Annotated in this window: 11 protein-coding genes; 1 reads left to right on the top strand and 10 read right to left on the bottom strand. The window is 43.1% G+C overall.

What is annotated here, in order from left to right:
* Nucleotides 1–66: 66 nt before the first annotated feature.
* The 3 genes from ACOAOT_RS04415 to ACOAOT_RS04405 all read right to left on the bottom strand — a co-directional run bounded on the left by ACOAOT_RS04415 (nucleotide 67) and on the right by ACOAOT_RS04405 (nucleotide 6,185).
* Nucleotides 67–3,876: an EAL domain-containing protein gene (locus ACOAOT_RS04415; protein WP_420215869.1), complete on the bottom strand. Its 3,810-nt coding sequence runs from the start codon at nucleotides 3,874–3,876 to the stop codon at nucleotides 67–69.
* 426 nt (nucleotides 3,877–4,302) lie between these two features.
* The gene (gene dapF / locus ACOAOT_RS04410; protein ID WP_420215868.1) at nucleotides 4,303–5,163 is read right to left on the bottom strand and encodes a diaminopimelate epimerase; all 861 of its coding nucleotides are present in this window, start codon (nucleotides 5,161–5,163) and stop codon (nucleotides 4,303–4,305) included.
* A complete protein-coding gene (locus ACOAOT_RS04405; RefSeq protein WP_420215867.1) occupies nucleotides 5,160–6,185 on the bottom strand; it encodes a D-alanine--D-alanine ligase family protein in 1,026 nt (341 codons plus the stop codon). Before ACOAOT_RS04405 ends, dapF begins: the two co-directional genes overlap by 4 nt.
* Nucleotides 6,186–6,322: 137 nt before the next feature.
* On the opposite strand from ACOAOT_RS04405, the gene ACOAOT_RS04400 reads away from it, so the two are divergent.
* Nucleotides 6,323–7,177 carry a helix-turn-helix transcriptional regulator gene (locus ACOAOT_RS04400; protein ID WP_420215866.1) on the top strand — a complete coding sequence of 285 codons (855 nt, stop codon included), beginning with the start codon at nucleotides 6,323–6,325 and terminating at the stop codon, nucleotides 7,175–7,177.
* 78 nt (nucleotides 7,178–7,255) lie between these two features.
* Here the strand turns inward: ACOAOT_RS04400 and ACOAOT_RS04395 are convergent, their stop codons facing one another.
* The 7 genes from ACOAOT_RS04395 to ACOAOT_RS04365 form a co-directional block, all read right to left on the bottom strand.
* Nucleotides 7,256–8,548, bottom strand: coding sequence for an O-antigen polymerase (locus tag ACOAOT_RS04395; protein WP_420216653.1), 1,293 nt, complete (start codon nucleotides 8,546–8,548; stop codon nucleotides 7,256–7,258).
* Between the two features lie 101 nt (nucleotides 8,549–8,649).
* On the bottom strand, nucleotides 8,650–10,365 hold the full coding sequence (gene ptsP, locus ACOAOT_RS04390) for a phosphoenolpyruvate--protein phosphotransferase (RefSeq protein ID WP_420215865.1): 1,716 nt from the start codon (nucleotides 10,363–10,365) through the stop codon (nucleotides 8,650–8,652).
* Nucleotides 10,366–10,399: 34 nt separating this feature from the next.
* Nucleotides 10,400–10,663 (bottom strand): HPr family phosphocarrier protein, encoded by a 264-nt coding sequence (locus ACOAOT_RS04385; protein WP_104436934.1) that lies wholly within the window; start codon nucleotides 10,661–10,663, stop codon nucleotides 10,400–10,402.
* 46 nt (nucleotides 10,664–10,709) lie between these two features.
* Nucleotides 10,710–12,014: a CdaR family protein gene (locus tag ACOAOT_RS04380; RefSeq protein ID WP_420215864.1), complete on the bottom strand. Its 1,305-nt coding sequence runs from the start codon at nucleotides 12,012–12,014 to the stop codon at nucleotides 10,710–10,712.
* Nucleotides 11,992–12,864, bottom strand: coding sequence for a diadenylate cyclase CdaA (gene cdaA / locus ACOAOT_RS04375; RefSeq protein ID WP_420215863.1), 873 nt, complete (start codon nucleotides 12,862–12,864; stop codon nucleotides 11,992–11,994). Before cdaA ends, ACOAOT_RS04380 begins: the two co-directional genes overlap by 23 nt.
* A gap of 26 nt (nucleotides 12,865–12,890) precedes the next feature.
* Nucleotides 12,891–13,838 (bottom strand): ABC transporter permease, encoded by a 948-nt coding sequence (locus ACOAOT_RS04370; RefSeq protein WP_420215861.1) that lies wholly within the window; start codon nucleotides 13,836–13,838, stop codon nucleotides 12,891–12,893.
* Nucleotides 13,835–14,263, bottom strand: coding sequence for a hypothetical protein (locus ACOAOT_RS04365; protein WP_277406767.1), 429 nt, complete (start codon nucleotides 14,261–14,263; stop codon nucleotides 13,835–13,837). Before ACOAOT_RS04365 ends, ACOAOT_RS04370 begins: the two co-directional genes overlap by 4 nt.
* Nucleotides 14,264–14,314: the final 51 nt, after the last annotated feature.

Here is a 14,314-nt window from a genome sequence, read left to right as displayed (position 1 = left end):
CTTCCTTTATCCTGAAATGGTTTACGTGGATTATAACACATATGAAAAAAGAGGTCTATTCTTTCTTTACAATTCCTGATCTGTACTAAGGGCATTTTTTAACAAAGCATCCTTTACCCTGTCATAGCATTCCTCAAAGTTGTCTTCCTGAACCCGGATTACAGTTAAACCGGCACGAACTGGAAGCAATTCTTTGGATACCTGGCTCATCATCTGATATCTTAATTCCTTTAAAATTCGCCTGCATTTTACCTTAATATCTTCTTCTTTGATATTCCGGCACAGAATCAGGATCTCATAATCCCCATCCAGGCACATGATATCGTCTTCTCTGAAAAACCGTTTCATGAACAATGCCTGTTCCAGAAATGCCTGTCTGGCGGAATTTGGGTCATTGTTTCCACCATGAAAGGAAAACAGCAAAAGACCTGAAGTTAAAAATCTGTGGCGTGATAAATAATTCTGCATCCTTCCCACTGCTGCATCACGGTTCTGGAAGAACCGTACTCCCTCTGGCAGTAACGGAGTTCTGCATTCTTCCACCTGACTATATAACTCGCCAAGTTCTTCAATATCCAGCATCACGCCATAAAGGAAACTGTCTCCTGATTTCACAGATAATCTGGAATGGCAAAGAATCCATTTGTATCCGTTGCGGGTCAGGATACGGTACTCCACGCCCTTTAAGCTCTCATCAGGACTTAAGGTCTCCGTCATTAACCTGATTTTTTCCCTATCACCCGGGTGTATCATATTTAAAAGCCGATTCTGGAAGAGCTCATTCAGCTCATGATTGCTATAGCCAAGTATCTCAAGGAATCGGGGGCTTGTATACAAAAACTCCATATCTTCGGATTTTCTGCAGCGGTAATATCCGCCCAGCATACCGGAGCTTAAAAATTCCAGTTCGTCATTTTTAAACCGCAGGGTCCTGTTGGCTTCCTGAAGACGCTTCTGTGCCAGTACCGTATCGGTAATATCCATGCAGGCGCTTACAATTGCAAATCTTCCATCCTCCGCCTGTACCACCCGGCCCTTGGCCACCATCCACAGCCAGGATCCATCTTTTTTTCTCATCCGGTGACGGAACGTGTATTCCATTCCCGGAGCCATAAAGCGGAGCGTATTCCCCTGTATCATGTTTAAATCTTCCGGGTGCAGAAGGTTTCTTCCTAACCCATCGGTATCCCTGGCAAATTCCTCATAAGAATCGTAATTTAAAATACGAAGCATCTCATTATTGGCAAAATACAAAGGCAGCCCCTTATCACAGTAAACTCCAAATAAACCGCCTGGCGCCATCTGGGCAAAAACCGCGCTTGCTGCCCATTGATTCTCTTCTGCAATATTATTAAAGGAGATATTCTTACCGGCAATCTTAAGTACATCTCTTAGCATGTTCTGGGAGTCTTTCAGCTTCTGCCTCTGCTCCATCTGCTCTGTCGCATCTCTTACTGCCCCATAGTAAAGGCGGTGATCATCCTGCTCCCGTAAAAAGAAGACCCGCAGATGCACCCACATTAATTCTCCACTGGTGCGGTAACGGCGAAATGTACCCTCTGCCCCCTGCAGCGGATTGTTATATGCCTCCTCAAAAATATTCAGAACCCAGTCCATATCCTCTCTGTATACCTTGTTTAACACATACCGTTTTCGTTCTTCCATATCAATTGGATTATCTCCGGTTACACGGTAATATTCCTCATTCACACGGAGAATCTCACACCGGTCCTCGTAGATCTCATACAATGCAATGGCACCAAGCATGTTGTTAAGCATGGCTTCACTGATGATATTCTCATTAAACAGATCTTCCAGTTTCAGCTGCTTTAGCTGCCGTGCCTGAATTCCTCTGTAATCTAAGTTGTTGTCTTCATCCAGAAGTTTTTCTAATACGTGTACCGGGAGGGGCTCATGATAATAAAAGCCCTGTCCGTAAATGCATCCAATATTGATCAGGAAATCAACCTGTTCCTTTTCTTCCACACCCTCTGCTATAACCTTCAGCTGCATCACTCTGGCCATGCGGACAATGGTTTCTAAGATTCCCATCCCTCTTCCCTTACTGTTCTCGTTCATATCAAGGAATTTGGTATCAATCTTGATTACATCCACATTCACATCCTTTAACATGTTTAAGGATGAATACCCGCTTCCAAAATCGTCCATAAATACAGGGAAACCGGCCCTGCGCAGATCTTCCACAACTTTACGGATCAAATCGTAATCTTCTGCATAAGCACTTTCCGTAATCTCAATCTCCAGATATTTGGGATCAATCTCATAGCGGCTCACCAGCTGTTTAAACTTCTCCACAACATCAATGGCATAAATATCCATGCGGGACATATTAACCGAAATCGGGATGGGGCGCCTTCCCTCTTTAATCCAGGTGCTTAACTGTCTGCATACCATCTCCCAGACATACACGTCAAGATATGTAATAAAGCCGTTCTGCTCCAGCAGCGGAATAAATTCTCCAGGTGATATCACCCCTCTCTGGGGGTGCTGCCATCTGACTAAGGATTCCAGACCGATAATCCTGCCTGTCAGCATATTGCACTGGGGCTGGGCATAGAATATAAATTCCTTCTTCTCAAGTGCCCGCTGAATTTCAGAAAGCAGAACCTGATCACTTTCCATCTTCCGCTTCATTCCCGGATCATACCAGCCCACACGTTTCGTATAATTGCCCTTTACAGAATTAAGCGCTATGGCAGCCCTGTCATACATCATGCTTACCGGAAGGCTTAAATCCTCAACCCGGTACACACCAAATGCAGGCATAAATCCTGCGTTGCCCCCATACTGCTTGGCATAGATGTTAATCACATCCTCCAGTTCTTCCAACACAGACAAATCTTCTGGAATGAGGATCACAAAATCATCTCCGCCCATATAACCGGCGACAGAGGAGTAAAACTTCTCGATCTCTTTTAAATAATCGCCAATTCTAATTAAGAAACGGTCCCCCTCCTCTTCTCCGTACCATTCATTAAACAGCTTAAAATGTTCAATATCGATTGCCACCATAAAAAAACCGGTGGAATCTGTATTTTTTAAAAGATAATCTGCTTTCTCAAAAAATGGCCCATAACGGTAAAGACCCGTCATGGAATCCGTCTCTTCCCTTATCTCCCTGAGCCGTCTTTCCTCTTCTTCATCCTTCCTCTTTCGCTCATCGATATCCTGAATATAACACATAATGATGGCATCTTTATCCGGATCTTCCCCGCTGCGGAATAAAACCAGAATCAGATTCATCCAGCAGTATCCGTCACCTGGCATCTTCCTGCGGAACTCTCCCCTTAATACCCGGTCGCTGTCCCTTAAACGGGTGGCCATGGAAGATAAATCCCAAAATTCTTCAAAGCTCTGCTTTTCATCGGGATGCACCATGAAATTCAGTGTTTCCGTAAGAATCTGATCCAACCGGCCTTCCTCAGGAGACAACTCCAATTTTTCGCTATCATGAAATAAAACTTTATAAGTATTCGCTAAAAAATTAAGTTCCAGCAATCCGTCATACACCGTTGACTCAGTCAGGTAATAAAACAGATTTTTATTTTTTTCATCTACCGGCCGTGACATAATAAGCCTGCAGTTTTCACTGCCCGGCCAGTCAATCTGCCCGGAAGAAATTGACATCCAGACCTGAGAAGCAGTATTATAAGAAATCACCGGACCGCTGTTCTCACCTGCCCAGGGGCAGTCCGTACAGGGAGCCGATTTTACTCCTATCCCTTGATAGCAGTGCATTCCTACCTGTAAATTCGGATAATATAATTTTGCCATATCATTCAGATATACAATCTTGTAATCCTGGTCAATTATGTAAATACCAGCTTCTCCGTTTTCACACGACATACGCTTCATAAGCTCCCGCCTCTCCTGCAATATATCTTCTTTGCAGTAACTAAATTAAGGTATATTATAGTATGAAAATGTAGTTTTCGTCAACACGTTAGCAATATACCGTAGCAGAATTTTTATTCATGTCAAATCATAATTATACATATTTTATCAAATACCTGCCCAGTTACATTTCTATAATCATAATTACTCTAGGTATCTTTTCCCTGTTTTTATGATAAACAGGGAATTTTACGTTCTTCTAAATGAAGCCTGTCTATTGATTATTGGACGAAATATTATTAATTCCAGGGTTTAATATACAAGGAATTTTTCTTATTTTATTAATAAATATTTTTATGGAAGAAACAAAAAGCATGACAGCCACGGAAGCTGCCATTTTTTCTCAGACGGCTTCCCTGGACGGCTGTCATGCCTAAATATTTCTTTTTACTGAAGTGCCTTCACCTGCTCTGCAAATTCATGAGACAGGGTAAATCTGCCTACGTAACCCACTTCTCCTGTCATCAGAACACTGTAATCTTCCTTGATTTCCACTTCCAGAACCCCGCCTGGCATATGCACATACATCTTTGGATCTGTCAGCCCCATACGGTATGCGGCTCCTGCTGCTGCACAGCCGCTGGTTCCGGAGGCAAGGGTATAACCAGCTCCTCTTTCATAGATCTCAATCTCAATATTGGTGCGGTCCAGCACCTTTAAAAGCTGGGTATTAATCCGTTCCGGAAAATACTCGGCATTTTCAGAATGCTTCCCGATCCGGCATACCAGATCTTTTGATATATCATTTAACCAGATTACACAGTGGGGATTACCGATGCTTACACAGGTAACGCGGTAAGGGATGCTGCCAAACAGCATGGTTTCATTTAAAACCTCTCTTCTTGGGCCTGTAACAGGTATTTCATAACTGTAAAAGCTGAGTTTGCCCATGGAGACTTTAATCTTGGTTCCCTCTTCATTTAAATACTGGATGGTCTGCTCTCCGCTTAAGGTGTTGATTACAAACTTATTTTTCTGGACATAACCAGCATCCTTTAAATATTTTCCGAATATCCGTACACCGTTTCCGCTTAACTCCGCTTCACTTCCATCAGGATTTAATATTTTTACTTCCAGCTTATCCTGCCCCATGATGGGTCCAACCAACAGCCCGTCTGAGCCTACACCAAAGTTCCGGTCACAAATCAGCCGGATATTCTCCTTTGTCAGTTTGCATTCATTTTTATTGGGATCAAAAATAAGATAATCATTTCCAAGACCATGATATTTTTCCAAAGTTATATTCATTCTAATGCCCCTTTCCCGTGCCTGACAATTAAGTCACACAGTTCCTGATAAGAGATTCCTGCAGCTTTTGCTTCCTGGGGAAGTAAGCTGTAGGGTGTCATCCCCGGTAATGTATTTGCCTCCAGACAGTAAATACTGCCATCTTGTTCCATCATAAAATCCACTCTGGAGTAATAACCAAGTGAAAGAGTCTTATGTACTTTTACAGCCAGATCCGCCAGATGATCCGCTTCTTCTTTTGAAAGACTGGCAGGACAAATCTCCTCTGTCTTACCCGGCTGGTATTTGTTCTCATAATCATAAAAGCCGCTTATGGGCTTAATCTCAATAGCCGGAAGTGCTGTTCCTCCAAGTATACCCACTGAAAATTCCCTACCGGTAATTTTCGCCTCAGCAAGCACCGTGTTTTCACAGGAAAATGCAGTCTCAAGTGCCTTCTTCCACTGCTCTTCCTCTTCCACCATGGTTACTCCTACGCTGGACCCGCAACCGCATGGTTTGACAACACAGGGAAATACAAAAGGCTCTGCGACAGATCCTTTTTCATAAAGTCTCCATTCAGGAGTTGGAATATTCTCCTCCCGCATTAAAAGCTTAGCCAGATGCTTATCCATGGCTTTAAAGCAACCCTCGTATCCAGTTCCCGTATAAGGAATCCCAAAGCCGTCAAGAATTGCCTGAATCTGGCCGTTTTCTCCTGCTCCTCCATGAAGTGCCAGAAAAACCATCTCCGACTCCATACATGCTTCCATTACCCGATTTCCCATAATTCCACGTAGGCTGCCCCTCCGTTTCACATGTTCTAGATCGGGAGCGCTCTCGCCAATGCGACTGGAAAATTCCATACCGTCTTTTAAACGGTAAAACCGGATTTCTTCTCCGTCCGGAATTCCCAGATAAGAATCTATCAAACATACTTCATGCCCCTGCTCCATCAGCGCATTGGTAATCATGGCTCCTGAGGATAAGGACACTTCCCGTTCCGGGCTGTATCCGCCCGCCAGTACTGCTATTTTCATCATTCATTCCTTTTCATTCCAGTATTTGATTGATACTATCTATTATAAACAGCACTTTCCAGCATTTCTATTAATATAATGCTTTATATATTGCAAATTGTGTTGTATTATAAAACGGAAGGGAGGTGTCACCTGTCACAATGAATAACTATGAAAAACGGGGATATTTAAACAGCAATTTTAAGCTGTTTCACCTTATGGACGAAGGTAAGCAAAGCTATGATTACCACTATCATGATTTTGATAAAATAATTATTTTTATTCAGGGATCTGTTACATACCGGATTGAGGGCTGCGCCTATTCTCTGGAACCATATGACATCATTTTAGTAAGCCATAACGACATACACCGGCCGGATATAGCAGCACACATTCCTTACGAACGAATTATCGTCTATCTTTCACCCGGATTTTTGAATGCATACCAGTCAGATGATTATGATTTAAGCGCCTGCTTTCAAAAATCCAGAGAGCTCCATTCCCATGTACTGAGAATCCACTCCATGGAAAAAAGCAGTTTGTACCGGACATTAACCAACCTGGAATATGCCTGCACCCATGACGGCTATGCAAAAGATTTATACTGCCAGGTAGTTTTTCTTGAATTCATGATTCAGTTAAACCGTGCCTCTCTGACAAACAGAGTCCAGTATCTGCCACCGTCTACCGGAGATGCCAGGATCTTAAGTATTATGGATCACATTAACAGCCACCTGACGGAAGACATGACCGTGGATTTAATCGCAGAATCCTTCTTTATCAGCCGCTATCATCTGATGCATCTTTTTAAAGAAGAGACAGGCTATACCCTCTTTGATTATATTACGGAAAAGCGCCTTCTGCTTGCAAGAGAACGCCTAAGAACCGGTATTTCCGTTACCGATGTATGTTTTTCCTGCGGATTTAAAAATTATTCTACGTTCTCCAGAGCTTATAAAAATAAGTTTCACATCTCGCCGTCAGAGACTATAAAAGAGGATACTGGTTTTTTATAATATAACTGCCAGACATAAAACATGCGCATGAGTCCGGTCATTTGCCAGATCCATGCGCATCTTCTTATGAGTATTCTATTATTCATGCCTTCCGTTATTCTTCCAGGAACAGAACACATACAGTGCACCAGTGAGTGCGAAATAAAACCAGGTTGCAGGGTTACTGTACCAGGTTGTAAAAAATGACAGAATTAAATACATGGCGAACTGGGCATAAAACAGATAACCAATTGGATTTCTCACCCGCTTTACAAGCCGCATCAGGAAAAATGCCACTGCCCCCAGGATACAGCTGAACAAGATGACTCCAACGATACCAAAATCATAGAAGGAATCGTAAAAAAGAGTCACTGTAGTCAGTTCTTCTTTGGTCACATAAATAGGAAAATCCACCAAAGCAGGTACCAGGAATTTTAATCCGGAAAGCGCCCATAAAGGAAACAGCGATCTAAGTCCAAAGGTATGGGAAGGAAGCCATTCCACCAGGCAGTTAAAATTGTCATAGTTATTGGCAATATACATGTACGGCTGTGTGATGAAAATAGGCATCTGACTGTATTTCATCTGAAAAATACCGTTTAAGTAGGTAACATCATGACCTCTTGCTATGGTAAGAATCACATAAATAGGAATCATGCCAAGCAAAAGCCCCACTCCGTATATGATCTTCAGCCTGTGTTCCATGGCAATATAGGTAAGAATCGCCAGACCTACAGCCAGGATCAGCTGAAAACGGGAAACACATAATACCGGAATCGCACAGGCGATTAAGTCCATCAGCACTGTAAGAACCAGTCTAAATCCGTTTCGTCCCTGCTCAATACTGAAATACAGCACAGAAAGAGCTGGTATCAGAACGCAGGATACAGTAAAATAATGAATTCCCGTAATATGAAATGTGGAATAGGCATGAGGCATTCCCTTAATGAAAAACGGGATAAATCCCAGTATAGCCGCCTCAATTAAAAATGCGCCAAGAGACAGTACCGTGGTCAGCAGCATAGCCAGAAAAAGAGGTTTTTCGTATCCTTTAAAGCTAAACCAGCTGGAACGCTGTCCTCCTGCAGAGCCCTGTGTTCTGATCATAAATTCAAAGGTCATATAAAAACCCAAGTATGCCACCAGAAAGCAAAGCCAGGTAATGATACTCCAATCAGAAGAAAGCTCAGAAAGCTTTAAGCAGGCAACGCCCTCTCCGCCTACCCAGAACAGGGAAAACAATCCCCGTAAATGAATGATATTCTCCGTTCTCCTGTAATCATACCAGTAGAGAAAGAGTGCCGCAAGCATGAGGATTAAACCGGAAAGCCAATAATAACCGGCTCTTGCAAATAGATAAGATGCTGCATAACTGATCAGATAAACGCTCATCGTAACATATCCCCTTTTGTAAATAATCGCCTTTTCACCTTTTTTCGGAAAAAATGCAGCCGCCTTAACGGCAACAGCTGCATTCTTTCCCATTCATTCCATTAGGAACGGCTAATAAAATCTTTCATATAATCTTCTACTTCTTTTACAGTAACAAAAGTCATGGCCTGCTCGGCAACTTCCTTAAGCTCCTGTGTGCTATATCCGGTAATCAGCTTTCTTGCATTTAAAATAGCAGAAGCACTCATACTGAACTCATTTAGGCCAAATGCCAGAAGAAGGGGGATCAGCATCGGATCGCTTGCAGCTTCTCCACACATCCCTACCATAATTCCTTCTTTTCTTCCACACTCAATCACATGGCGGATGCTTCTTAAAACAGCCGGATTAAGAGGTGAGTAGAGGTAGGATACCTTGTCATTACCACGGTCTACAGACATGGTGTACTGAGTCAGATCGTTGGTCCCGATACTGAAGAAATCAACTTCTTTTGCAAATACATCTGCCATCAGCGAAGCTGCTGCTGTTTCCACCATGATTCCGACCTGAATATCTTTTTTATAGGAAATGGATGCTTCATCCAGTTCTTTTTTAATCTCTTCGATCAAAGCCTTTGCTTCCCGGTACTCCTCAAGGCAGGTCACCATAGGTACCATAATGCGGATATTACCAAATGCGCTGGCTCTTAAAAGTGCCCGAAGCTGGGGACGGTAAACATCATCCTTGCGGTCCAGACAGAAACGGATCGCACGATAACCAAGGAATGGATTCTCATCCTTTTCCAGGCCCATATACGGGATCTCTTTGTCTCCGCCGATATCCAGAGTACGGATAATAACCGGCTTGCCATTCATGGCTGATGCTACCTTGCGGTATGCCTCAAACTGTTCTTCTTCGGTAGGCATGCTTGTACGGTCCATAAAAAGGAATTCCGTACGGAACAGGCCAACGCCTTCTCCGTCATACTGAATAACCTTATCCACATCTTCCGGTTTTCCAATGTTGGCAACCAGTTCAATGGTCACTCCATCTTTTGTTACAGTTGGTTTTCCAATGTACTGTTCCAGTTCTTTCTTTTCCTTTAAAAATGTATCTCTTTTTGCGGTGTACTCTTCTCTTACTGCCTGATCCGGGTCTGCAAATACCACTCCCTCTGATCCATCTAATATAAGCTCTGTACCGTCTTTAATCTGGCTCATGATGCCATCTAATGCAACAACTGCCGGAATCTCCAGGGCTCTTGCAAGAATGGCACTGTGTGAGGTCTTTCCACCCAGTTCTGTCACAATACCAGTTACATTGGCAGGATTAATTCCAGCTGTCATGGACGGAGTTAAATCTCTTGCCACAATCACACTTCCTGCCGGAAGAGCTCCGATATCCACGGAACTGACTCCCAGTAATATCTTTTGCATGCGGGTCTTAATATCCCTCATATCGGTAGCACGCTGCTGCATCAGTTCATCTCCCATAGAGGCAAACATATCCGCATACGTGTTGCATACAGTCTCAATTGCAAATTCGCTGTTAACCATCTCCCCAGAAATGGAAGTTTCAATTTCGCCTACCAGCATGGGATCTGAAAGCAGCAGAAGATGTCCGTTAAGAATCTCCGCCTCCTTTTCTCCCACTCTTGTGGCAAGATCCTTTGCCAGAGCGTCTGTTTCTTCCATCGCCTGGTTTACAGCCCTCTGAAAGCGGGCTTTTTCCGCATCCACATCTGTAATTGTGTCTTTTTTAATCTTCAGTTCTGTCTCTTCTACGATAACGGCTTTCCCAATTCCGATTCCCGCAGATGCGCTTGTTCCTTTAAACATAAAATCCTCCTTATTAATTAAAAAATGATAAAATCTATTCGCCAAGGCCCCCCTCAACAGCCTTGATCATGGTAGCCAGAGCTTCCTCTTCATCTGCTCCCTCACAGACAAAGGTAATCTCATCGCCGCTTTTTACGCAGGCTCCCAACACGCTGAGTACACTCTTTGCATTGGCAGTGGTATTCTTAAAACGAAAACTCACCACTGAATTAAAGTTCATGGCTTCCCTACAAAGAATCCCTGCCGGTCTCAAGTGCAGACCGGTAGGATTCTTTATAACAACTTTAGCACTGACCATACTGAATTCCTCCAACTTTTCTTCATAATACCTCGAAAGGCCCTTTTTACTGTGACGCACTTTCTGATGTGCTTGACACAGTGGTTTCCTGCGTCTGTGCAGGTCCCGTGTGTTCCATGGCTACCGTTACATTAAAAGGCGTGTAAACGGTAATCTCAAACCCTTCTCCAATTTCAAAATGAAGCTGTCCGGGATAAGTGCCTGGATTTAAATCGGAGACTTCAAGTACTGCATTTAAATTTTCTTCTTTCAATGCATCTAAGTCTTCTTTGAGCCCTTTTACGGTAACATCACAGGTCTGTTTATCGAAACTATAGCTGTAATCCGCAGACATGCCCTTTTTATCAAGTTCATTCAGCTGAAGGGTAAATACTCGGGTGGTCAGCGGCTCCACCTTCAGCTTAACGGATACATCTTTATATTTATCACCTGCAAGGGTGGTATTCGGCGGCAGATACTGGCTTAAATCCAGCTGTACCACTTTATCCTTAGTGGCACCGTCAATATTAAGTTTATCAGAAGATACTGCAATGGACGTAAGAGAGGCAAGCACTGACTTGGTCCCTACCACTGAAACAGACTTTACCTCTGTCTCAAGTCCTGTATAACGGTATCCTTTGGCAACCTGACCCGTAACCTCATAATTAAGAGGGAGCTCCTTCGCCTTTAACATCTGGACATAATAATCAATCTCTGGTTTATTTACAGTCACCTTATTTGACAGATCCAGCTTATTGCCATTTGCGTCATAAAAAAGAGGCGTCCCTGAGGAACTGAAATCCGAACTCACATTATTGTTAATCTTGATCTCTACTCCCATGTGATTAATCAGTCCAATTACTGATTCTGGTCCTTCCACCGTTACATTATCCGGTACCAGATTAATGGTTCCAGGTCTGTAACCCTCTTTCCCTGTTCCTATGGTATCCACCTGCAAGTCAAATTTTTTGGTCTGCAGCTGTTCCGCTTTAATCCGGATTACCATGGGTTTCGCCGTAATGGTATCGCTTTTTACCAGACTTTCTTTATCTTTATTGATCTCTACTGTAATAGGAATTGCACCCGTTACATTATAATCCTTTAAATCAACGTACGCATGAAAGTCTGATGCTTTTACCAGAGAACGGTCTCTGGTTCTCACCTGATAGCTGACTGCTACAACATCCTTGCCATCAATTTCATAGGTTAAGTTTGCCGCTTTTAAAGCTTCCTCGTTACGGACTTCAACCGTAACAAGCTGGGAATCGTTAATGACCGGGTTTGATATATTCACCACCGCCATCCAAACTCCAAGTGCTAGCACCAGCGACGCAACCTTCAGTCCAAGGTTATTTAACAGCTTTTCCTTCATTCTTACGCCTTCCCTTCAAAATCCTGAACCTGCTTCCTTCCTCTCCCGCCTGCTTGACTCCTGCCAGAATGGTTCTCAGCATATCTGCATCTGCTATCCGCTTTAATCCTCCCTCTAAGGCAACCGTTACCCGTCCTGTTTCCTCAGAAACCACGATGGTCAGGCTGTCACTGACTTCACTGACTCCAACCGCAGCCCTGTGTCTGGTTCCCAGATCCTTACTGATAGTCATGTTATCAGACAGAGGAAGATAACAGGTTGCTGCTGCCACCCGGTTCCCCCGGACAACCACAGCACCGTCATGAAGAGGGGTATTATGTTCGAAGATGTTAATAAGAAGCTGGCTGCTGACAACTCCGCCCACTTCGATTCCAGTCCGCTCAATCTCTTTTAAGGAATCGCTGCGCTCGATTACAATCAGGGCTCCTGTCTTGACTTTCGCCATCTCAAAGGTGGCTTTCACCAGTTCATTAATGGTCTTATCAGTAAATGCGGAATTGTCTCTTCCATCGTCAAACGTAAGAATTCCGGTAAATGGATTCTTGCTTCCCAGCTGTTCAAGCGCCTTGCGAAGTTCCGGCTGGAAGATCACAATTACCATGGTTACTGCCGGAGCAGCAATCTTATTGAGTATCCAGAAAATATTATCCAATCGGAAAACGTAAGCAAAGACATAGAATACGAAGATCACTATGATCCCTTTTAACAGGGTCCAGGCTCTCGTATTCATAATCCAGGTCAGAAGCTCATACAGCAAAACAGCTATGATAATAATCTCAACCAGATTCGTCTTTGAAATTCTGGGAAGAAATGATACCCAGGAATACATCTTATCTAAAAAATTTGCCATGTGATCCACCTCCCTTTTTGTTCTTCTTACCGTTGCGGTCTCTGGAGCTTTCTGGCATTTATTTTTTGAACTTTTACATCAGGGGTACTGACTGTCAGCTTCGGAACCGCCTTGACATAATAATAATAGTCATCATCTTCAAACTGTACGTACTCCGTACGGGTATAATCCACTGTAAAAACGAAAAAAGTATAAATCCCTGCCAGTATAAGGGAAACAAGCACTCCTCCAAAGAGCCCAAGAACCGATACTGACACATCCGCTGTGATATCCCCGATGAAAATAACGCTAAGCTGTGCAATGGTACCGGCAATAATCGCCACTACCCAGGAATAATCCATAGACAGCCCTTTGATTATCACCACAATTAACAGTGCCAAAACAAAAGCAAGCACCATAATTAACATCAGTTTATTGGCCAGCAGGCTTTTCATCAGCTGCATGAACTTCTGCATCTCATCGGCGGATAAATCATTGGTCAAAACTCCTGCATTCTGTTTTACATACAGAAGGGTAAAATAGATAAAAACACCGCACCCCACTGGGATTACGGAAACAATTCCTCCGGAAAGCCCTACAATCAGGGGTATCGCATAAGGTATCTTTAACAGGAAAAATACCGGTGTCAATACCAGAAGATAGCTGTCCCCCGGCTGGAAGCCATAATACAAAAGGCCAACCACCAGTATAAACACAGCCATAACCAGAGTAACCTCCAGTGAAATACCTGATAAATGGGCGAGCATAAAGCTGGCTGCCACAAAAGAAATGGCTCCATAAGGCAGAAATGAGCAGACTAAAGCCAGAACCAGTGGTATAAACGGTTCTGTCAGCTTCGTCATAAATCCAATATTCTTGTTCATCAATGAAAATGCCAGGAAACTGAATATAAACTTGATAACAGGAGTGATATAGATTCCATACCTTGCATAAAACTCTTTCAGTCGTTCTCTTAACACAAGAAGGCCCATCATGATGTACGCCCTCCTTTTATTCTTTTTATTGATCTGGTGTTTCCATCATAGCGCTTGTCCAGTCGCTTTAATTTTGCTAAATAAACCTTCATTCCCCGGCTTGCATATTCGTAACGCTTCATATATATATAGATGCTGATCCCAAGATATACCGCAAGACCCACAGCGTAAATGATACCGATTCTGATTCCCGTTCCTGTCAGGCTCTTTAAATCCATGGTATTCAGCCACCGCTCCATGTAATAAAGTCCCCACAAAAGAAGACAGGATAAAAAACTAAAGGTGTAGCTGAAAAAGGAGCGGAACAGCTTGCTGCTGACATAGTCACTTTTGAAGTACCGGTTAATCGGAAATATTCTCTTACCTTCATGTTTCTCAAACATCGCGAGATTCGTCATGATTTTAATTTTTTCTTCACTCAGCATATAGTCTCCTCACTATACCATAAGATATCACCCTATTATAGCATAGAACCT

Origin of the sequence: Lacrimispora struthionigena (assembly GCF_048627165.1) — a bacterium.
Classification (GTDB): Bacteria; Bacillota; Clostridia; order Lachnospirales; family Lachnospiraceae; genus Lacrimispora.
This window is presented reverse-complemented; position numbering and strand designations above follow the sequence as displayed.